At 70.0% G+C, this 18,924-nt stretch carries 21 protein-coding genes and 2 pseudogenes; 7 read left to right on the top strand and 16 right to left on the bottom strand.

Annotation, left to right across the window (positions count from 1 at the left end):
• Positions 1–6 precede the first annotated feature (6 nt).
• Positions 7–294 (top strand): hypothetical protein, encoded by a 288-nt coding sequence (locus D1369_RS16985; RefSeq protein WP_007383929.1) that lies wholly within the window; start codon positions 7–9, stop codon positions 292–294.
• Positions 295–669: 375 nt separating this feature from the next.
• On the opposite strand, the gene D1369_RS16990 is transcribed toward D1369_RS16985, so the two are convergent.
• From D1369_RS16990 to D1369_RS17005, 4 genes are all read right to left on the bottom strand, one after another.
• Positions 670–1,014, bottom strand: coding sequence for a hypothetical protein (locus D1369_RS16990; protein WP_050789738.1), 345 nt, complete (start codon positions 1,012–1,014; stop codon positions 670–672).
• 175 nt (positions 1,015–1,189) lie between these two features.
• The gene (locus D1369_RS16995; protein ID WP_007383927.1) at positions 1,190–1,447 is read right to left on the bottom strand and encodes a hypothetical protein; all 258 of its coding nucleotides are present in this window, start codon (positions 1,445–1,447) and stop codon (positions 1,190–1,192) included.
• A gap of 161 nt (positions 1,448–1,608) precedes the next feature.
• Positions 1,609–1,953: a hypothetical protein gene (locus D1369_RS17000; RefSeq protein WP_007383926.1), complete on the bottom strand. Its 345-nt coding sequence runs from the start codon at positions 1,951–1,953 to the stop codon at positions 1,609–1,611.
• Positions 1,954–2,050: 97 nt separating this feature from the next.
• A complete protein-coding gene (locus D1369_RS17005) occupies positions 2,051–2,293 on the bottom strand; it encodes a hypothetical protein (RefSeq protein ID WP_007383925.1) in 243 nt (80 codons plus the stop codon).
• 218 nt (positions 2,294–2,511) lie between these two features.
• Between D1369_RS17005 and D1369_RS44770 the strand changes: the two are divergent.
• Positions 2,512–2,628, top strand: a pseudogene (locus tag D1369_RS44770) (IS5/IS1182 family transposase); the annotation flags it as partial.
• Between the two features lie 490 nt (positions 2,629–3,118).
• Here D1369_RS44770 and D1369_RS17015 read toward each other — a convergent pair.
• Positions 3,119–5,038, bottom strand: a complete 1,920-nt coding sequence (locus tag D1369_RS17015; RefSeq protein WP_007383924.1) for an AMP-dependent synthetase/ligase — start codon at positions 5,036–5,038, stop codon at positions 3,119–3,121.
• A 220-nt stretch (positions 5,039–5,258) separates the two neighbouring features.
• Positions 5,259–6,545, bottom strand: coding sequence for an acetyl-CoA C-acetyltransferase (locus D1369_RS17020; protein ID WP_037903564.1), 1,287 nt, complete (start codon positions 6,543–6,545; stop codon positions 5,259–5,261).
• An 88-nt stretch (positions 6,546–6,633) separates the two neighbouring features.
• Here D1369_RS17020 and D1369_RS17025 point away from each other — a divergent pair, with 88 nt between their 5' ends.
• Positions 6,634–7,923, top strand: coding sequence for a 3-oxoacyl-ACP reductase (locus D1369_RS17025; RefSeq protein WP_086023269.1), 1,290 nt, complete (start codon positions 6,634–6,636; stop codon positions 7,921–7,923).
• Entirely contained in the window at positions 7,923–8,903 is a 981-nt protein-coding gene (locus D1369_RS17030; protein ID WP_007383921.1) for a MaoC/PaaZ C-terminal domain-containing protein, read from the top strand. Before D1369_RS17025 ends, D1369_RS17030 begins: the two co-directional genes overlap by 1 nt.
• Here the strand turns inward: D1369_RS17030 and D1369_RS17035 are convergent.
• From D1369_RS17035 to D1369_RS17065, 7 genes and pseudogenes are all read right to left on the bottom strand, one after another.
• Positions 8,896–9,570, bottom strand: coding sequence for a TetR/AcrR family transcriptional regulator (locus D1369_RS17035; RefSeq protein WP_037901052.1), 675 nt, complete (start codon positions 9,568–9,570; stop codon positions 8,896–8,898). The genes D1369_RS17030 and D1369_RS17035 overlap by 8 nt on opposite strands.
• Positions 9,571–9,616: 46 nt before the next feature.
• Entirely contained in the window at positions 9,617–9,928 is a 312-nt protein-coding gene (locus D1369_RS17040; RefSeq protein ID WP_007383919.1) for a DUF4229 domain-containing protein, read from the bottom strand.
• A gap of 91 nt (positions 9,929–10,019) precedes the next feature.
• Entirely contained in the window at positions 10,020–10,544 is a 525-nt protein-coding gene (locus tag D1369_RS17045; protein ID WP_007383918.1) for a GNAT family N-acetyltransferase, read from the bottom strand.
• 16 nt (positions 10,545–10,560) lie between these two features.
• A pseudogene (locus D1369_RS17050) lies at positions 10,561–10,841 on the bottom strand (hypothetical protein).
• An 85-nt stretch (positions 10,842–10,926) separates the two neighbouring features.
• Positions 10,927–12,090, bottom strand: coding sequence for an aminofutalosine synthase MqnE (mqnE, locus tag D1369_RS17055; protein ID WP_007383916.1), 1,164 nt, complete (start codon positions 12,088–12,090; stop codon positions 10,927–10,929).
• A 49-nt stretch (positions 12,091–12,139) separates the two neighbouring features.
• The gene (locus D1369_RS17060) at positions 12,140–12,595 is read right to left on the bottom strand and encodes an Lrp/AsnC family transcriptional regulator (RefSeq protein ID WP_007383915.1); all 456 of its coding nucleotides are present in this window, start codon (positions 12,593–12,595) and stop codon (positions 12,140–12,142) included.
• Between the two features lie 58 nt (positions 12,596–12,653).
• Positions 12,654–13,337, bottom strand: a complete 684-nt coding sequence (locus D1369_RS17065) for a UbiX family flavin prenyltransferase (protein WP_050789737.1) — start codon at positions 13,335–13,337, stop codon at positions 12,654–12,656.
• Positions 13,338–13,416: 79 nt separating this feature from the next.
• On the opposite strand from D1369_RS17065, the gene D1369_RS17070 reads away from it, so the two are divergent.
• A complete protein-coding gene (locus D1369_RS17070; RefSeq protein ID WP_007383913.1) occupies positions 13,417–14,010 on the top strand; it encodes a rhomboid family intramembrane serine protease in 594 nt (197 codons plus the stop codon).
• Between the two features lie 92 nt (positions 14,011–14,102).
• On the opposite strand, the gene mqnP is transcribed toward D1369_RS17070, so the two are convergent.
• From mqnP to D1369_RS17085, 3 genes are read right to left on the bottom strand one after another with little or no spacing between them, the layout of a single operon-like run.
• Positions 14,103–15,026 carry a menaquinone biosynthesis prenyltransferase MqnP gene (gene mqnP, locus D1369_RS17075; protein WP_202477061.1) on the bottom strand — a complete coding sequence of 308 codons (924 nt, stop codon included), beginning with the start codon at positions 15,024–15,026 and terminating at the stop codon, positions 14,103–14,105.
• Complete coding sequence (locus D1369_RS17080) at positions 15,023–15,493, bottom strand: hypothetical protein (protein WP_037901051.1); 471 nt, start codon at positions 15,491–15,493, stop codon at positions 15,023–15,025. The genes mqnP and D1369_RS17080 overlap by 4 nt, the downstream gene beginning before the upstream one ends.
• Positions 15,490–16,947 (bottom strand): menaquinone biosynthesis decarboxylase, encoded by a 1,458-nt coding sequence (locus tag D1369_RS17085; RefSeq protein ID WP_007383910.1) that lies wholly within the window; start codon positions 16,945–16,947, stop codon positions 15,490–15,492. Before D1369_RS17085 ends, D1369_RS17080 begins: the two co-directional genes overlap by 4 nt.
• An 87-nt stretch (positions 16,948–17,034) precedes the next feature.
• Here D1369_RS17085 and D1369_RS17090 point away from each other — a divergent pair, with 87 nt between their 5' ends.
• Entirely contained in the window at positions 17,035–17,424 is a 390-nt protein-coding gene (locus D1369_RS17090) for a PLD nuclease N-terminal domain-containing protein (protein ID WP_007383909.1), read from the top strand.
• Positions 17,425–17,505: 81 nt separating this feature from the next.
• Positions 17,506–18,897, top strand: a complete 1,392-nt coding sequence (locus D1369_RS17095) for a cytosine permease (protein WP_007383908.1) — start codon at positions 17,506–17,508, stop codon at positions 18,895–18,897.
• The last annotated feature ends 27 nt before the right edge of the window (positions 18,898–18,924 follow it).

Consider the following 18,924-nt stretch of genomic DNA (forward strand, 5'->3'; position numbering starts at 1 on the left):
GACAACATGCGCAAGTTCCGTACGGTCGCATTCCTGATGGCCGTACTCGGGAACCTTGGCCTTCTGGGCGCCGGCGTCGCCCATGCTGATCAGGGCTGGGGCGGCGACAGTGGCAGCCTGAACATTACGCAGAGCAGCACCTGCCGGTCGCACGACAGCAACATCGACGTCCTCGGTCAGGTCGGCATCGGCAACGGGCTGGGCGGCAACCTGCTGAACGGCGAGGGCAACCCAGGCGCCCAGCAGACATCATTGGGCTCAAGCATGGGCTGCAACAACAAGTTTGGCCGCTGACAGGCGCCGTGCCACAACGCAGAAGGCTCCCGTGCCGCTGGGGTAGGTGTTCGAAGTCTCAACCCACCGGCACGGGAGCCTTGCTGGTTCCGTAGGTGGCCACCGATTCCTCGTGCTGCCAGTCAAAGCACAAGCCGCGGTGGAGGTGTCAACTGAAGCCCCGCCCCGTTGCCACTGATCTTCCCTGAGCCGCGGATTACTGGCCGGCTGGTAGCCCGCCGGAGGGCGCCGGTGTGGGTGGCTCATCTCGCCCGAAGAGTCGTCGACGGGACGCTGATCCCGCCTGAACGTCCAGGTCATCACAGATCCGGATGGAACGCTCAGACGAAATGCTGGCCCGGAGTCCCTTCCCGGACCAGCATTTCCCATACGCGCTCAAAAATTGATGTGCGGCTTCTTGAATCCTTCAGGCAGCTTGGCCGTGTTGGAGCACTCCACAACTGGTCCCGTCTTGACAGTTTCGCTCCCCAACAGCTGATCCTGCTGCGTGACTACGTGCGGCCGATCTGTCGTCGAGCATTGCTGGTCCTGCTTGACAATGTGCGTGCCGTCCTCGTCGACGTATGCCTCTCCCTTCTGTACGCACATGACACCCTCCTGCACGGCAGTGGGGCAGCCATCCGAGTTTTCTTCAGCATGGGCGTGTGTAGCGCCGAGGCAAATGACCGCGAGGCTTCCGACGAATGCTGCGGCGGCCGCAGTCTTCTGCGAAAAGAGCATGTATTGCATTCCTTTAGTGGAAGATTGTCAAGAAAAATGAGCCCTTGCCCGCTGGCGGGATGGCTGTAGCCCGGACGCGATACCGGCGTCCGGGCTACCTGCACCACGGGTGTCACTCAGCGCACCGCTTGTTACGCATCCCCGACGCTGAGTGAGGCCGCGGCGAGTCCTGCTCTCAGCCGTTGTCGCCCTGCTCCTGCGGCTGAGCCTCCTCCTGCGGTGCAGCCTCCGGCTGAGCCTGCTCCTGCGGGGCAGCCTGCGGCTGGAAGTAGTAGCCACCCCCGACGGCCACGGCGTTGGCAGACGAGTTGGCAACGGCGGTGACCGGCACAGGCGCGCCGTCGTTGCCGTCGGCGAAGCCGATGCCGGCACCGAGGGCGGACAGCCCCATGATCGCCGCTGCTACAACCGCACCACGCTGAAACTTACGCATTACATGACCCTTTCCTGACCAGGTGTGCACCTGGAGTGAATACTCAAGGTAATCATAAACACACTCTGTGTAGTCATTCGGGATCTGCGAGTTCTGGCGCGCCGGTGCCCTGGATGACGAACGCCAATGAGGCCAGGGTGAGGCCTCAGCCGCCACGCTCCTCAGGGCCGGAGGTCGAGCGGTTCCCGGTGCCTGCCAATCATTTGAGGTGTCTCAGATGTGGCAGTCGAGCAGGTCACCTTGGGGCCGAGTTGTGTCGTGCCATTGCCTGTGGGGGCAGGCAGCGTCAGGGCCTCCACCGGCAGGCAGGTCTCCTGATGAGGAATGGGGCCACCGTCTCCGGGGGTTTTGCCTTCGATGTGCTGCACGCAGACGACGTCGCCCTGGAGGGTGTAAGTGCACGGTGCCGCACCCCCCGCAACGTGCGCATAGGCGATGCCGGTGGATGCCACGGCGAGCCCGCCGATGAACCCGAGGAGGGCCGCGAAGTATTTTCTGCTGACCATGTAGTGCGTGTCCTTGGTTTCGGCCAGGAGAACTGGCGAGGACTCGGGGCCGGGAGGGACCCCATACCAACCGTCACGGCGGTGAGCGCCTGTGACCTCAGCCAGTGAAGGCGGTGTTGTACTGGCCGCAGGTGGTGTCCAGAGTCTGACCGAGACCGAGCACACCGATCGGAACATCGTTCTCCGACACCGTCTGCGGGCTGCACTCCTGGTAGGGACGGTAAACGTCCAATACCTGCGATCCGTTGCCGGTGTCAGCCGCAGCCGTTCCGGCACCCATGGCGGACAGGCCGCCGGCCGCTACTGCTGCTGCGATGACGACCTGCTGAAACCTACGCATGAAACCCTCGCTTCTTCATTGCTCACATGTGGCGGCTAGTTGCCTAGCGTGACCGGGCGAACACTACCAGTAGCGTTGAGTGGTGGGCGGCCGTGGGTCATACGTGTTCCCTCGTAGAGGACATCTGCGTTGTGTGGCTGAGGCGTTGAGGGCTGAGCGGGTGTAGGTGGCGCGAGAACGCGCGATGACGTCTGGGATGGGAGCGGCTATAGCGGTTCCCGTTGGCCAGGCGGAAGTTGCTGGTGGCGGTCCACTGCCGCGCGAACCCGAACATGCGGCAGCTCGCGCTTTTCGGAACCCCACCCGCGACCGTCTGCCGGGTGATCCAGCGCCTGGCCTCCTACAAGAGGACGGCCGTCATCAGGAGGGGCAGTGCGAGCGCGAGCACGATCACAGGACCTCCCTTGGGCTGTGGGCCTGGGACTGAGGGAGTGACCGGGCTTCAGGATGCAGACGTATGGCTGATGCGCACGTTGGCCCCCGCCCTGGCCCGCCGACACGACAGCCGCGGCCGGGGCGCAGGGCAGCGGGGCCGTGCCCACAGCCGCAGAGCACTCGTTCACACGACATGGAGGAAGATCCGCAGCCAGGACGGGCCAGTCTGTTGGGCGCCTGCCGGTCGGGCTCGCCACCCCCGCCACAAGAGCGCTGCGCGTGCCGGGAAGACGGCCGGCAGGGACCACCTGAAGGTCAGCGGGTATCTGAACACCTCCCACGGCCGGGTCACCACGACCGTCGACAGCGCGAACAGCCTCCGGGGCCCGCGAGGACCGGCACGCGGTGGCCACGACGAGCGAGCGGTACCGGCGGACCGCTGCTGACGGGTCACTCCCTCACGTACAGGCCCTCGATCTCCCCCGCGAAGTCCCGCATGACCGCCTCCCGGCGCAGCTTCATCGACGGGGTCAGGTGGCCGGCCGCCTCGGTGAAATCGGTGGGCAGGACGGTGAAGCGGCGGATGGACTCGGGGCGGGAGACCATCTTGTTCGCCTCGTCCACCGCGCGCTGCAGGACCTGCCTCAACTCCTCGTCGTCGACGAGGAGTTCGGCCGGGACGGGGTGTTTGCCGTTCATCTGGCGCCAGTGGTTGACACCGTCCATGTCGAGGCTGATCAGGGCCGAGATGTAGGGACGGCGGTCGCCGAGGACCATGCACTGCGAGATCAGGGGGTGGGAGCGCAGCCAGTTCTCCAGCGGGGCCGGGGCGACGTTCTTGCCGCCGGCCGTGATCAGGATCTCCTTCTTGCGGCCCGTGATCGTCAGATAGCCCTCGTCGTCCAGCTGTCCGATGTCACCGGTCGGGAACCAGCCGTCGGCGGAGGCGGGGGCCACCCCCTCGCCGTACGGGTCCCAGTAGCCGCGGAACACCTGACCGCCGTTGAGCAGGATCTCGCCGTCCGCCGCGATCCGGATCCGGGTGCCCGGGATGGGCCAGCCCACCGTGCCCAGGCGGGGTTTGAGGGGCGGGGTGCAGGTCGCGGCCCCGGTCGACTCCGTCAGGCCGTAGCCCTCGTAGATCTCCATGCCCGCGCCCGCGTAGAACGCGGCGAGGCGGCGGCCGAGCGGGGAGCCGCCGGAGATGATGTGCCGGATGCGGCCGCCCATGGCGTTGCGGATACGGCGGAAGACGAGCGGGTCGTAGAAGGTGCGGGCCGCCTTCAGGGCCGCGCCCGGGCCGGAGCCGGTACCGGCGTGGCGGGACTCCATCGCCTCGCCGTAGCGCACGGCGACGTTGGTCGCACGGTCGAAGACGGTGACCCGGCCGCCGCTCTCCGCCTTGGCGCGGGCGTTGTTGAAGACCTTCTCCAGCATGTACGGGATCACCAGGAGGAAGGTCGGTCTGAAGCTGGCCAGGTCGGCCAGCAGGTCCTCGGCCTGGAGGCTCGGCGCGTGGCCGAGGCGGACGCGGGCGCGGACGCAGGCGATGGCGACCATGCGGCCGAAGACGTGCGAGATGGGCAGGAAGAGCAGGGTCGCCAGGTCCGCCTCGTCCGACTTCGACTTGAAGACGGGGTAGAGGAGTTCGATGGCGTTGTCGATCTCGGCGAGGAAGTTGCCGTGGCTGAGCACACAGCCCTTGGGGCGGCCGGTGGTGCCGGAGGTGTAGACGACGGTGGCGACCGTGCCCGGGCCCAGCATTCCCCGCCGGACCCCGATCTCCTGCTCGGGGACGGCCTGGCCGAGCTCTCCCAGGCGCTCCACATGACCCTTCTCCATGATCCACATGTGGCGCAGGTCGGGGAGACGGCTCAGCTCCGGACCGAGCGCGGCGGCCTGGGCGGCCGTCTCCGTCACCAGGGCGACCGCACCGGAGTCCTGGAGGATGAAGCGGGTCTGGAAGACGGAGGACGTGGGGTAGATGGGGACCGTCACCAGGCCCGCGGCCCAGGCGGCGAAGTCGAGGAGCGTCCACTCGTACCTCGTACGCGCCATGATCGCGACCCGGTCGCCCGGCATCAGACCCTCGCTGATCATCCCCTTCGCCACGGCCAGCACCTGCTGGGCGAACTCGGCCGCCGTGAGGTCGACCCAGCGGCCGTCGTCCGTACGGCGGCTCATCACCCGCTGCTCCGGCGCCGCCTGCGCGTTGTCGAACGGCAGGTCGGCGAGCGAGCCGTGGGTCACCGGCGGGACCAGCGGCGGCACCGACACCTCGCGGACCTCACCGTCCAGCCGCACGATCTCTGGTTCCACGAGCACGGGCGCGCCGTCGTAGTCGTGGCCGGACACGTACGAGAGGGACATGGTCAGCTCCTGGGACGTACAACTCGGTACCGCTCCGCTGCATGAGGTACGCAGGGGACGTACCGGGGCGTTCACCCGCGAGTGCGCCGGGAAGGGTTACCTGGGGTAGGACGGTGATCCTAAGTGCCTCAAGTGGCGAGTCTGTGCCGGTTTGTTGATGGTCCGGAGCCAGGACTGTGCAACCCTGACCGCAAAGTGAGACTTTGTCAGCTATCGGCCGCTACGGTCGCTCCAGAATCGCCGTGACTCCCTGCCCGCCCGCCGCGCACACCGAGATCAGCCCGCGGCCCGGGCCCTCCCGCTCGGCCAGCAGCTTGGCGAGCGTGGCCACGATCCTCGCACCGGTCGCCGCGAAGGGATGCCCCGTGGCGAGGGAGGACCCGGTGACGTTGAGCCGGTCCCGGTCCACCGCGGCCAGACCCCGCTTCTCCCAGGCGGCGAGGGTCGCGAGGACCTGGGAGGCGAAGGCCTCGTGGATCTCCACCAGGTCGAAGTCCTCCATGCCGAGCCCGGCCCGCTCCAGCATCCGGGGGACGGCGTGGGCGGGGGCCATGAGCAGCCCGTCCTCCCCCTGGGCGACATCGCCTCGCACGAAGTCCACGGCCGCCGTCTCGTACGCCGTGAGGTACGCCAGCACCGGAAGGCCGCGTGCCTCGGCCCACTCCTCCGAGGCCAGCAGGACGACCGCCGCGCCGTCCGTCAGCGGGGTCGAGTTCCCGGCCGTCATGGTCGGTTCGGCGTCCTTCAGGCCGAACACCGGCTTGAGCGCGGCGAGTTTGTCCGCCGTCGAGTCGGGGCGGAGGTTCTGGTCGCGGGGCAGGCCCCGGAAGGGGACCACCAGGTCCTCGAAGAAGCCCCGCTCGTAGGCCGCGGCCAGCCGCTGGTGACTCGTCGCCGCCAGTTCGTCCTGGGCCTCGCGGGTCACGCCCCACACGCGGGCGGTGACGGCGGCGTGCTCGCCCATCGACAGGCCGGTGCGGGGTTCGGCGTTGCGCGGGATGTCGGGCACGAGATGGCTCGGACGGATGCGCGCGAGCGCCTTGAGGCGGCCGCCCGCGGACTTCGCGCGCCGGGCCTCCAGCAGGATGCGGCGCAGGTCGTCGTTGACGCCGAGGGGCGCGTCGCTCGCGGTGTCCGCTCCGCCCGCGATCGCGGACTCCGTCTGACCCAGGGCGATCTTGTTGGCGGCGGCGATGACGGCCTGGAGGCCGGTCCCGCAGGCCTGCTGGATGTCGTACGCCGGGGTGCGCGGGTCCAGCTTCGAGCCGAGGACCGTCTCGCGGGCGAGGTTGAAGTCGCGGGCGTGCTTGAGGACGGCACCGGCGACGAACTCCCCCACGGCGCCCGGCCCCTGGAGCCCGGTGCGCTCCACGAGGGCGTCGAGGGCGGCGGTGAGCATGTCCTGGTTCGAGGCGGTGGCGTACGGACCGTCCGAGCGGGCGAAGGGCACACGGCTGCCGGCGACGATCGCCACACGCCGGGCGACCGGCGGCTTCAGGGGACTCATCTCCACCAGCTCCTCACCACGGAAATCGACTTACCTACGGTAACCTTACTCCAGAGTAAGGAATCTGCGACCGACCCGGGAGATGGACATGGCCGACCGCTATCTGAGCTTCACCGGTACCGCGCCGGGCCGGTTCCTCACCCGCCGCCTCGGGCTTCCGCAGCCGGCGGCGCTGCGGCGGTGGTCGCCCCAGTCCCCGGGGTTCGAGGGCGGGGTGCTGCACCTGACGGCGGGCAAGTCGGAGCTGTCCGGACCGGAGTTCCCGGAGTTCCCCTCCCCGTCGGACGCGCCCGCCGCGGTCCTCCTCGACGCCACGGGCGTGCGGGACGTGGCGGGGCTGGCCGAGGTGCACGCGGCCCTGCACCCGGTCGTGCGGTCGGTCGCCGCGAGCGGCCGGGTCGTCGTCCTGGGGGCGCCGCTCTCTTCGGCGGATCATCACCAGGCCGCCGCCCAGCAGGCGTTGGAGGGGTTCACCCGCTCGCTCGGCAAGGAGATCGGGCGGGGCAGAACGGTCAACCTCGTACGGCTGACCGACACGTCCGCGGCCGAGTCGACCCTGCGCTTCCTGCTCTCCCCCAAGTCGGCGTACGTCAGCGGTCAGGTGATCGAGGTCGGGCAGGCGCAGGAGCTGGACGTCGACTGGTCTCACCCCCTCGCCGGGCGGACGGCCCTGGTGACCGGCGGGGCGCGCGGCATCGGCGCGGCGGTCGCCGAGACGCTGGCGAGGGACGGGGCGCGGGTCGTCGTCCTCGATGTGCCGGGGGCGTCGGCGGATGCCGAGCGGCTGGCCGCGCGGCTCGGGGGCAGTTCCCTCGCGCTGGACATCACGGCCCCGGACGCGGGCGCGCGGATCGCCGAGGCGCTGCCGGACGGGCTGGACGTGCTGGTCCACAACGCCGGCATCACCCGGGACCGGCGACTGGCCAACATGCCCGCGGAGCGCTGGAGTTCGGTGCTCGACGTGAACCTGGCGAGCGTGCTGCGCACCACCGACGCGCTGCTGGAGGCGGGCACCCTGCGACGCGGCGGGCGGATCGTCGCCACCGCGTCCATCGCCGGGCTCGCCGGGAACACCGGGCAGACCAACTACGGCGCGAGCAAGGCCGGTGTCGTCGGCCTGGTGCGCTCCCTGGCACCCCGGGCGGCGGCCGAGCACGGGGTCACGGTGAACGCGGTCGCCCCGGGGTTCATCGAGACGAAGATGACGGCGGCGGTCCCGCTGTTCATCCGGGAGGCGGGACGGCGGATGAACTCCCTCGGACAGGGCGGACTGCCCGTCGACGTGGCCGAGACGACGGCCTGGCTGGCCCATCCGGCCTCCGGCGCGGTCAACGGACAGGTCGTACGGGTGTGCGGCCAGAGCCTGTTGGGGGCGTAGTGGCGACGTACTCGGACGACACGCAGGCCGAGGGGTCGTACGGGGAGGGCGGACGACCCGAGGGCTCGAACGGGGAGGGCGGACGGGCCGAGGGCTCGAAGGGTCCCGGCGCAGGTCCGTCAACCATCCTCCGCCGGTCCCCCTCCCTCCTCCCCCGCCTCGCCCTGGGCGCCCTGCGCTCCCCCTTCAAGCGGCCCTCGGCCACCGCGGACTTCCCCCGGACCCGTCTCGTGCTGCCCGGTCTGCGGATCGACCTCGCGCGGCTCGCCGCCTACGAGCGGGTGTGCGGGTTCCCGACCGGGGAGGACGCGCTGCCGGTGACGTATCCGCATGTGCTGGGCTTTCCCCTGGCCATGAGCCTGATGAGCGGGCGGGACTTCCCGCTGCCGCTGCTCGGCCTGGTGCACACGTCGATCGAGATCACCCGGTACCGGGAGCTGACCGCGTCGGGCGAGTACGAACTCACCGTGTACGTCGACGGGCTGGCACCGCACCGACGCGGCACGGAGGTCGCGGTCGTCACCGAGCTGCGGGTGGGTGCGGAGGTCGTCTGGGAGTCGGTGAGCACGTATCTGGCGCGGCACCGCACGAAGGACACCGGCGGGGAACGGGAGCGGGAGACGCACGGGCCGCTGCCCGGGGTGGCCGAGTGGCGGCTGGCCGGGGACATCGGACGGCGTTACGCCGCCGCGTCCGGCGACCGCAACCCGATCCACCTGTACCCGCTCACCGCCCGCCTCTTCGGCTTCCCGAGGGCCATCGCGCACGGCATGTGGACGGCGGCCCGCTGCCTGGCGGCGCACGGCACACCTCAAGCTGTGCTGGTGCGGGCCGAGTTCAGGGCTCCGGTGCTGCTGCCGACGACGGTGACCTACGCGGCGGACGGGGAGCGGTTCGAACTGTGCGGCGGGGACCGCGTGCACGTGAGCGGGGGCGTGTACCCGCTCACCGGGCCCACCGCGGCAGGCGCGGTCAGCTGACCTGGAGCGGGGCGCTGCCGGACGGCGTGTCCTGGAGGGTCCAGGGCCGGCCCTCCATCATGTTCCCGAGGCCGGCCCACGCGAAGTTCATCAGGGTTGCCGCGGACTGCCGCGCTGTCACGCCCGCGGTCGCGTTGGCCCAGGCGGCGAGCGACTCGGCGGCGCCGACGAGCGCCTCGGCGAGGCCGGCGACCTCGCGCTCGGGCAGGTCCGGGTCGCGGTGGGCCTCGCGGGCCGCGACCACGATCAGATGGGTCACGAACGCCACGATCTCCTCGCGCATCGCGGTGACCTCGGCGGCGAACGCCTCACCGTGGATACGGGCCTGGAGGTGCAGCACCGACCAGCCGTGCGGGTGCTGCGAGGTGTGCGTGAAGAAGGCCAGCAGCCCGTCCCACAGCTGACGGTCGGCGGGCAGCTCGGTCCGCACGCCCGTGCGTACGGCCTCGGTGAGCGCGGCCGCCTCCCGGCGGATGCACGCGGTGAAGAGGTCTTCCTTCGAGTTCAGATACAGATAGACCAACGGCTTGGAAACACCGGCGAGTTCGGCGATCTCGTCCATCGAGGCGGCCATGTACCCACGCTGCCCGAAGATCTCCACGGCGGCGTCCAGCATCTGCTGCTCCCGCACGGCACGCGGCATCCGCTTGCTCTTCACGACACCCATGCCCAAAGCCTACGGTCACCCGGGCACGGCAGCGGGGGCGTTGGGCTCAGGAGGTCTGCGGGGCCTGTCCCTGGGAGGGGGCGGCCTGGTCGGCGGCCTCGTCCTCCTGGCTGCGGTTCGCCTCCAGGTTGGCCTTCATCCGGTCGACCCGCTGGACGACCTGGACGGAGGCACGGTCGCGCTCCTTGCGCAGCACGACGAAGCTGATGGGGGCCGAGAGCAGCAGGGAGAGCAGGACGACCCACATGCCGTTGGAGTCGCCGAGGCCGCGCGGGGCGAGGCCGGAGTAGACGAGGCCCCAGACGACCACGAGGCAGCCCACGAAGATCCCGAGGCGCATCAGCGTGTAGCGGAGCATGTCAATCCACTCTTCCGTTTCGAACGGTTTTGAACACCACAAAGGGGCACCGTCCAGTGAAGCACGCCGGGCACCCGATCTTCGACGGGGGTCAGCCGAGCGGCAGCAGCATGATCACGTCGTCGCGGTCGTCGCCCGGTGCGACCCGGATCGCACCAGGGATCCGGCCGACCTCCTTGTAGCCGCAGGAGCCGTAGAAACGCTCCAGGCCGAGGCCACCGCGGCAGGTGAGCCGTATCGCCTCGATGCCGTCGATCCCGCGGGCCGCCTCCGCGGCGGCGCCGAGCAGGTCACGGCCGTAGCCCTTGCCCTGGTGACGCGGGTGCACCATCACGGTGTACAGCCACAGCCAGTGGGTCATCAGCCGGTGCGTGTTGAAGGCGAGGAACACGGCGGCGGCCACCCGGCCGTCGGCATCCTGTCCGACGAGCAGCCGGGTGCGGCCGTCCGCCATCGCCGCGAAGTGCTTCACCAGCTCGGGGCGTATGGTCTCCCGTTCCACGGGTGCGACGAAACCGACGGCACCGCCCGCGTTGCTGACGTCCGTCCACAGATCGAGGACGCCGTCCCGGAGGGCGGGAGTGACGGCCGGGTCGAGAGTAAACGTAAGGGACACAGCAGCATCGTAAGCCTTACGCCAATGCGCGTGCCGCGACCTCCAGGTCCGCCACCAGGCCCCGGTACGCGGCCTCCCTGTCCTCGGCCCACAACACGGACGAGGGATGCACGGTCGGCACCAGCCGCTCCCGCCTGCCGTGGATCTCCTCCTCCAGCACGGTCGGCCTCCCCTGCAGGTCCTCCTGATCACCGGGCTGCTCCCCGACGAGCATCACGCGCGCGTGGCGTCCCGGTGCAGGGGGCAGCCACGGCAGCCGGCGGCGGCGCGGCGCAGGGCGTCGGCCTTGTCAGCCATACGGTGCGGGTACCCCCTCAAGGGGCGCGGGGAACTGCGCGACAAGCCCCCACTCACCCGCACCCGCACCCGCCCGACGACCGACTCAGAGCCGCATCGGCTGCGGTGACTCCCGGCGGCCCGTGTCCGGGCCGTCGTACTCGCGGATGATCTCGTAGCGCGTGTTCCGCTCCACCGGGCGGAAGCCGGCGTCGCGGATCAGGTCCAGCAGGTCCTCGCGGGTGAGCTTGTTCGGGGTGCCGTAGTTGTCGGCGTCGTGGGTGATCTTGTACTCGACCACCGAGCCGTCCATGTCGTCCGCGCCGTGCTGGAGAGCCAGCTGGGCGGTCTGGACGCCGTGCATGACCCAGAAGACCTTGACGTGGGGGACGTTGTCGAAGAGGAGGCGGGAGACCGCGAAGGTCTTCAGGGCCTCCGCGCCCGTGGCCATCTGCGTCCGGGCCTGGAGGCGGTTCCTGACCTTGCCGTCCTTCACGTCCACGAAGTCGTGCTGGTAGCGCAGCGGGATGAAGACCTGGAAGCCGCCGGTCTCGTCCTGGAGTTCACGCAGCCGCAGGACGTGGTCCACGCGGTGACGGTGCTCCTCGATGTGGCCGTACAGCATGGTGCTCGGGGTCTTCAGACCCTTCTCGTGCGCCAGGCGGTGGATCCGGGACCAGTCCTCCCAGTGGGTCCGGTGGTCCACGATGTGCTGGCGGACCTCCCAGTCGAAGATCTCCGCGCCACCGCCGGTCAGCGACTCCAGACCCGCGTCGATCAGCTCGTCGAGGATCTCCGAGGCCGAGAGTCCGCTGATCGTCTCGAAGTGGTGGATCTCCGTCGCGGTGAACGCCTTCAGGGAGACGTCCGGAAGCGCCGCCTTCAGTTCGCGCAGCGACCGCGGGTAGTAGCGCCACGGCAGGTTCGGGTGCAGGCCGTTGACGATGTGGAGTTCCGTGAGGTTCTCGCCCTCCATCGCCTTGGCGAGCTTCACCGCCTCCTCGATGCGCATCGTGTACGCGTCCTTCTCCCCCGGCTTGCGCTGGAAGGAGCAGTAGGCGCAGGACGCCGTGCACACGTTGGTCATGTTGAGGTGGCGGTTGACGTTGAAGTGGACGACGTCGCCGTTCTTCCGCGTCCGCACCTCGTGCGCGAGGCCGCCGAGCCAGGCCAGGTCGTCCGACTCGTACAGCGCGATGCCGTCCTCGCGGGTCAGCCGTTCACCGGACCTGACCTTGTCCTCCAGCTCGCGCTTGAGCCCGACGTCCATGGGGGTCACACCTTTCTCCGACGACTGCGACAACCGTACGTCCCCGCCTCTACGCTTCTTCGGGCAGCTCTCCCACCCGGTTCTCCCACTTCGTGGACAGCACGATCGTGGTACGGGTGCGGGAGACCCCCTCGGTCCCGGACAGCCGCCGGATGATCTTCTCCAGACCGTCCACATCCGGCGCCCGGACCTTCAGCATGTACGAGTCGTCGCCCGCGATGAACCAGCAGTCCTCGATCTCGCCGAGGTCCCGGAGCCGGCGTGCCACGTCCTCGTGGTCGACCGCGTCCCCGAGCGAGATACCGATCAGCGCGGTGACGCCGAGGCCGAGCGAGGCGGAGTCGACGGTGGCGCGGTAACCGGTGATGACACCGGCCGCCTCCAGCCGGTTGATGCGGTCGGTGACGCTGGGTCCCGACAGACCGACGAGGCGCCCCAGCTCCGCGTAGGAGGCCCGGCCGTTCTCCCTCAGGGCCTGGATGAGCTGCCTGTCCACCGCGTCCATGGGATCGAAGCCTTCCGCTGAAAAGTGCCTGAAGTGATGAGAGGTACTGCCACGTGCCTTACTGACCCGGCGTGCCGCCGCCCAGGTCCCCCTGCCAGCGCCGGTACAGGTCGTGCCCGACACCCGCCGCGTCCAGCACCCGCCCGGCGACGAAGTCCACCAGGTCCTGGATATGGGTGGCGCCCGCGTAGAAGCCCGGCGAGGCCGGGACCACGCTCGCGCCTGCGTCGTCGAGCGCGACGAGGTGCCGCAGGGTCTGGCCGTTCAAGGGGGTCTCCCTCACGGCCACGACCAGCGGCCTGCGCTCCTTCAAGGTCACGCTCGCGGCCCGCTGGAGCAGGTCCTTGGAGAGGCCGAGGGCGACTCCGGCGACGCAGGCAGTGGAGGCGGGGACGATCAGCATCCCCTTGCTCGGGTACGACCCCGAGGACGGCCCCGCGGCCAGGTCCCCGGCGGGCCAGTACCGCACGGCGTCGGTGTCGACGTCGAAGGTCGCGGGCTTGCCGTCGGCCCCACGGGCCAGCCATTCCCGCAGGTCATCGCGCCAGTGCGCGTCCCGGAAGGAGATCCCCGTCTCGTCGAGCAGGGTGAGCCGCGAGGCACGGGAGACCACCAGGTCGACGCTCTCGCCGGCGGCGAGCAGCGCGCGCAGCACAGACGCGGCATACGGGGTGCCGGAGGCGCCGGACACCCCTACGATCCAAGGCGTACGCCGCGTCTCTCCTGGCTTGACTGGGTTCACACCCCCGAGCCTATCCGGCGTCACAGGGTGGGAACCGGCCAAGGGGGTCGGGCGTTCCTCTGAAGGGGAGGGGGTTGCCATGACAGACAGGGAACTCGAGTGGTCGCGCGGTGATCGCGCGAAGGCGGCGGCCAAGCTGATGGTGGGCTGGGTCGCGCTGCTGTGGCTGCTGGAGGTGGTGGACGTGGCGAGCGGCCACGCCCTGGACGGCCTCGGCATCACCCCCCGCACCCCCTCCGAGCTGGTCGATGTCGTCCCGGCCGCCTTCGTCCACTTCGGCTTCGCCCACGTGGCCGCGAACAGCGTCCCGCTGCTGGTCATGGGCTTCCTCGCGGCCCTCGGCGGCCTGCGCCGGTTCGCCGCCGTCTGCGCCCTGATCATCGTGGCCGACGGCCTGGGCGTGTGGCTCATAGCCCCGGCCCACACCAACACGGCGGGCGCGTCCGGCCTGATCTTCGGCCTCTTCGGCTACCTGGTGGTGACGGGCTTCGTGGAGCGCAGGCCGCTGGGCGTCCTGGTGGGTCTGTTGGTAGCGGCGATCTGGGGCACGTCGATCGTGGTGGGCCTGGCACCGACCCAGTCGGGGGTGAGCTGGCAGGCCCACCTGCTGGGCCTGCTGGCGGGAGTGGCAACGGCGTTCGCCTTCAAACGCCGGGGACCTGTGCCCACCTAGGGGCGCGGGGCTGTATCGATATGCGGCTCCGCCGCGTGGGCGCGACAAGCCCCCACCCGCCCGCAGCCCGCAGCGGGCCTGCGGACCCGGGCTCAGACCGTCAACCCCCGCACCAGCAGATCCAGCAGCGCGCAAATGAAGAGGCTGATGCCGATGAAGCCGTTCGTCGAGAAGAACGCCCGGTTCAGCCGGGACAGGTCATGCGGCCGCACGATCGAGTGCTCGTACACGAACGCGCCCGCGACGATCATCAGGCCCAGCCAGAAGAAGCCGCCCGCATCCGTCGCGACGGCGTACCAGATCAGCAGGGACGTCGTCAGGACGTGACAGACCCGCGCCCCCCAGATCGCCGCCGGGATGCCGAAGCGCGCCGGCACCGACATGACGCCGGTCTCCCGGTCCGTCTCCACGTCCTGGCAGGCGTAGATCAGGTCGAACCCGCCGATCCAGATGCCGACCGCGAGGCCGAGGATGACCGCGTCCCAGGACCAGGACCCGGTGATCGCGAGCCAGCCGCCCACCGGACCCATCGCCTGGGCGAGACCCAGGATGGCCTGGGGGAAGTTCGTGAACCGCTTCCCGTACGGATAGACCACCATCGGGATCACCGCAACGGGCGCCAGCGCCAGGCACAGCGGGTTCAGCAGCGCCGCAGAGCCGAGGAAGACCACGACCGCGACCAGTGCCCCGGTCCAGGCGTGCTTGACCGACATCGCCCCGGTGACGAGCTCGCGCTGTGCCGTCCGGGGGTTCCGCGCGTCGATCTCCCGGTCGATGATCCGGTTGACCGCCATCGCGAAGGTGCGCAGTCCCACCATGCAGATCGTCACCAGGAGCAGCCGCCCCCAGTGGATGTTCTTGTCCCACTCGTACATCGCGGTCAGCGCGGCGATGTACGCGAAGGGCAGCGCGAAGACCGAGTGCTCGATCATCACGAGGCGCAGGAAGGCCTTCACCTTCCCGGTCGGCTGCGGCGCCGGGCCCGGGCCCACGACCCCGTCGGCGGTGGTCATCATGCGAGGCTCCCGAGGAAGGCGTCGAGGTCGGTCAGGAGTGCGGCGGAGGGCAGCGGGCCCGTCTCCACGGTCACCGGTGTCCCGGCGTCGTCGGGCGGGGTCACGTGCGCGGTGAAGGCGTATCCGTCCGGGCCTGCCGGAGAGGCGTCCAGGCGCAGCGCCGCTCCGCCGTCGACCGTGAACGGACCGTCCGCCGCGGTGAGTTCCGCGCGCAGCCGCTCGGCGAAGTCGGCGGGTTCCGCGTCGCGCACCCCGGGCAGCTCGAAGCCGTCGCCGTCGCCGCCGTGCTCGAAGAGGACCGCCCAGGTGTCACCGGGTCCGGCGAGTTCCTCCGGGGTGACGCCCGCCTGTTCGGCGGCCTGGCGTACGCCCGGGTCGGCCGGGTCCAGCGCGGGCCGCACGAGCGCCACGTAGTCGGTGTCGGTGCCGATGAACAGGGCCGGGCCGCCCGCGGGGATGGGGCTCACAGGCCGTACTCCTTCCACCGGCGGTCGACCTTCGCCGCCGTCTCCGGGTCGGACAGCACCATGTCGGGCCAGCCGCCGTCACGCGTGTAGCCCTCCTCGGGCCACTTCCTCGTCGCGTCGATGCCCGCCTTGCCGCCCCAGAACTGCTGGTAGGAGGCGTGGTCGAGGTGGTCGACCGGTCCCTCGACGACCGAGAGGTCACGGGCGTAGTCCGTGTTGCCCAGCGCCCGCCAGGCGACCTCGTGCAGGTCGTGCACGTCGCAGTCCGCGTCGACGACCACGATCAGTTTGGTCAGGGACATCATGTGTGCCCCCCAGACCGCGTGCATCACCTTCTGCGCGTGCTTCGGGTACTTCTTGTCGATCGAGACGATCGCGCAGTTGTGGAAGCCGCCCGCCTCGGGCAGGTGGTAGTCCACGATGTCCGGCACGATGATCTTCAGCAGAGGGAGGAAGAAACGCTCCGTCGCGCGGCCCAGCGGTCCGTCCTCCGTCGGGGGGCGGCCCACGACGATCGACTGGAGCAGCGGCCGCTTCCGCATCGTCACACAGTCGATCTTCAGCGCCGGGAACGGCTCCTGCGGGGTGTAGAACCCGGTGTGGTCCCCGAAGGGCCCCTCCGGCAGCATCTCGCCCGGCTCCAGCCAGCCCTCGATGACCACCTCGGCCTGCGCCGGGACCTGGAGCGGGACCGTCTTGCAGTCCACCATCTCGATCCGCTTGCCCGCGATGAACCCGGCGAAGAGGTACTCGTCGATGTCGCCGGGGAGGGGGGCCGTGGAGGCGTAGGTGACGGCGGGCGGGCAGCCGAAGGCGATGGCCACCGGGAGGCGCTCACCGCGCCGGGCGGCGACCTGGTAGTGGTTGCGGCTGTCCTTGTGGATCTGCCAGTGCATGCCGATCGTGCGCTTGTCGTGGCGCTGGAGGCGGTACAGACCGAGGTTGCGGATCCCGGACTCCGGGTCCTTGGTGTGGGTGAGCCCCAGGTTGAAGAAGGACCCGCCGTCCTTGGGCCAGGTGAAGAGCGCGGGCAACTGGTCGAGGTCCACGTCGTCCCCGGTGAGGACGACCTCCTGGACCGGGGCGTCCCCGGACTTCACCTTCTTCGGCGGGACGTGCGTCATCGAGCCGAGCTTCCCGAAGGCCTCGCGCACCCCCACGAAGCCCTGCGGCAGTTCGGGACGCAGCAGGCCGCCGATCTTGTCGGAGATGTCCCCGTACGACTTCAGGCCCAGGGCCTTGAGCAGTCGCCGGTCGGTCCCGAAGACGTTCATCGCGAGCGGCATGGCCGACCCGCGGACGTTCTCGAAGAGCAGCGCGGGGCCGCCCGCCTTCTGCACCCGGTCGACGATCTCCCCGACCTCCAGATATGGGTCGACCTCGGCCTTGATCCGCTTGAGGTCTCCCTCGCGTTCCAGTGCCCTGAGCAGGGAGCGAAGATCGTCGTAAGCCATGGGGTCAAGTATCCCCGAGCCGCTACCCTGACCCCGTCAGGGGCCCGTCACAGGCTCCACACCACGTTCCCTGGGGGGCCACAAGACATGTTCCGGCTGCTGATGTACCTGATCCCGCTGGCGCTGACGATCTACGCGTTCATCGACTGCCTCAACACCCCCGAGGACGAGGCGAAGCACCTTCCCAAGATCGCCTGGGTCTTCATCATCCTGCTGTTCTGGATCGTCGGCCCGGTCGCCTGGCTCGCCGCGGGCAAGCTGCGCACCCCGCCGGCGAACGGCCGCACCCCCTCCGAGTGGCACCGCAACCACCGCATGGAGTACGTCGCCCCCGACGACAACCCGGAGTTCCTGAACTCCCTCAAGGCGGAGCACAAGAAGGACGAGGCGCTCCTCAAGGACTGGGAGGCCGACCTGCGCCGCCGCGAGGAGGAGCTCAAGCGCCGCGAGCAGGGCGAGGACCCCAAGGCAGGCTGACAAGCTGTACGTCGTAGAGCCCCCCGAAGCGGACATCGCGCCCCTGGGCGGAGGCGAGCGGGGGCCGGACACTTACCTCGCATGACGACAGCTCCCGCCGACTCCGCCGGCACCCTCGCTCCCGCATACGGTGACAAGGTCATCGCCGTCGAGGCGACGGGCTCGGAACCCGTCCCCGACGCCGAACGCCACGGCGGCCCGCTCCAGTTGCTGTGGACCTGGGCCTCCCCCAACATCGAGTTCGCGACCGTCTTCATCGGGGTGATCGCGGTCCTCTTCTTCGGCCTGAGCTTCTGGCAGGCCACGGCCGCCATCGTGCTCGGCACCGCCCTCGGGGCGATCACCCAGGGCGTCCTGTCCCTGGACGGGCCCCGGTTCGGGGTGCCGCAGATGGTGATCGGCCGCCTCTCCTTCGGCCACCGCGGCAACATCCTGCCCGCCGCGGCCAACGGCCTGGTGGCCGGCGTCGGCTGGTTCGCGGTGAACAGCGTCAGCGCGGCCTTCGCCCTCAACACCCTGACCGGGCTGCGCCCGCTGCCGTCGCTCCTCCTCGTGGTGGCCGCCGAGATCCTGATCGGCTTCATCGGCCACAACTTCGTCCACGCCTTCGAGAAGTACGCCTTCCCCGCCCTCGCGGTGATCTTCCTGCTGGCCGGGGTGTGGACCTTCAAGGACGCCGACCTCGGCGGAGGCGGCACGGGCGGCGGCATCGGCGGCTTCCTGCTCGCGTTCAGCGCGGCCTGGGGCTACGCGGCGGGCTGGAACCCGTACGCGTCCGACTACTCGCGCTATCTCCCCCGTACGGCGAACAAGGTCAGGACGGTCCTCTACCCGGCGCTCGGCCTGTTCCTGTCCATCACTCTGGTCGCGGTGATCGGCGCGGCCTCGGCGACCATCGTGGCCCCGAAGGACGCGACCCCGACGGCGGCCTTCACCGGCCATCTTCCGGGCTGGCTCGGCGACCTGGTGCTGATCGCGATCATCCTGGGCGCGGTCTCCGCCAACGCCCTCAACGTGTACTCCGGCGCGATCTCGATCGCCTCCTTCGGCCTGAACCTCCCGGCCTGGCTGAGCCGGAGCGTGCTGGTCGTGGTGTCCGGAGTCGCCGGTACGGCGGCGGCGTGGGCCTCGCTCTCCGACGCGGGCGCGGCCTACGAGGCGTTCCTGCTGGTGATCGCGTACTGGGTGGCGCCCTGGCTGGGTGTGGTCCTGGTCGAGCGGTGGCTGCGGGCCCGGGTGCCGCAGGAGCAGTCGGCGGCCCAGCTGTCCGACCGCTCCTTCACCAACTGGCCGGGGCTCGCGGCCCTGTTGATCGGCGTGGCGGTCTCCGTGCCGCTGTTCTCCAACCAGGAGGACTACGTCGGCTACGTACCGGAGCACTGGCCGTCGTTCGGGGACATCACCCCCGTGGTCGGCTTCGCGCTGAGCGCCCTGCTGTACGCGGCGCTGCGGAGGCGGTCGCCGGCCCGGTGACGGCCGCTCGGCCCGGCTTCGCCGGGC

The sequence above is a fragment of the Streptomyces sp. CC0208 genome, from assembly GCF_003443735.1.
Lineage (GTDB): Bacteria > Actinomycetota > Actinomycetes > Streptomycetales > Streptomycetaceae > Streptomyces > Streptomyces sviceus.

What these genes read in the sequence shown, in the direction of transcription:
- D1369_RS16985 (WP_007383929.1), top strand. Translation starts at nt 7, where the DNA reads ATGCGCAAGTTCCGTACGGTCGCATTCCTGATGGCCGTACTCGGGAAC.
- D1369_RS16990 (WP_050789738.1), bottom strand. Translation starts at nt 1,014, where the DNA reads ATGCTCTTTTCGCAGAAGACTGCGGCCGCCGCAGCATTCGTCGGAAGC.
- D1369_RS16995 (WP_007383927.1), bottom strand. Translation starts at nt 1,447, where the DNA reads ATGCGTAAGTTTCAGCGTGGTGCGGTTGTAGCAGCGGCGATCATGGGG.
- D1369_RS17000 (WP_007383926.1), bottom strand. Translation starts at nt 1,953, where the DNA reads ATGGTCAGCAGAAAATACTTCGCGGCCCTCCTCGGGTTCATCGGCGGG.
- D1369_RS17005 (WP_007383925.1), bottom strand. Translation starts at nt 2,293, where the DNA reads ATGCGTAGGTTTCAGCAGGTCGTCATCGCAGCAGCAGTAGCGGCCGGC.
- D1369_RS17015 (WP_007383924.1), bottom strand. Translation starts at nt 5,038, where the DNA reads ATGTCCCTCTCGTACGTGTCCGGCCACGACTACGACGGCGCGCCCGTG.
- D1369_RS17020 (WP_037903564.1), bottom strand. Translation starts at nt 6,545, where the DNA reads ATGAGTCCCCTGAAGCCGCCGGTCGCCCGGCGTGTGGCGATCGTCGCC.
- D1369_RS17025 (WP_086023269.1), top strand. Translation starts at nt 6,634, where the DNA reads ATGGCCGACCGCTATCTGAGCTTCACCGGTACCGCGCCGGGCCGGTTC.
- D1369_RS17035 (WP_037901052.1), bottom strand. Translation starts at nt 9,570, where the DNA reads ATGGGTGTCGTGAAGAGCAAGCGGATGCCGCGTGCCGTGCGGGAGCAG.
- D1369_RS17040 (WP_007383919.1), bottom strand. Translation starts at nt 9,928, where the DNA reads ATGCTCCGCTACACGCTGATGCGCCTCGGGATCTTCGTGGGCTGCCTC.
- mqnE (WP_007383916.1), bottom strand. Translation starts at nt 12,090, where the DNA reads ATGGACGTCGGGCTCAAGCGCGAGCTGGAGGACAAGGTCAGGTCCGGT.
- D1369_RS17060 (WP_007383915.1), bottom strand. Translation starts at nt 12,595, where the DNA reads ATGGACGCGGTGGACAGGCAGCTCATCCAGGCCCTGAGGGAGAACGGC.
- D1369_RS17070 (WP_007383913.1), top strand. Translation starts at nt 13,417, where the DNA reads ATGACAGACAGGGAACTCGAGTGGTCGCGCGGTGATCGCGCGAAGGCG.
- mqnP (WP_202477061.1), bottom strand. Translation starts at nt 15,026, where the DNA reads ATGATGACCACCGCCGACGGGGTCGTGGGCCCGGGCCCGGCGCCGCAG.
- D1369_RS17085 (WP_007383910.1), bottom strand. Translation starts at nt 16,947, where the DNA reads ATGGCTTACGACGATCTTCGCTCCCTGCTCAGGGCACTGGAACGCGAG.
- D1369_RS17090 (WP_007383909.1), top strand. Translation starts at nt 17,035, where the DNA reads ATGTTCCGGCTGCTGATGTACCTGATCCCGCTGGCGCTGACGATCTAC.
- D1369_RS17095 (WP_007383908.1), top strand. Translation starts at nt 17,506, where the DNA reads ATGACGACAGCTCCCGCCGACTCCGCCGGCACCCTCGCTCCCGCATAC.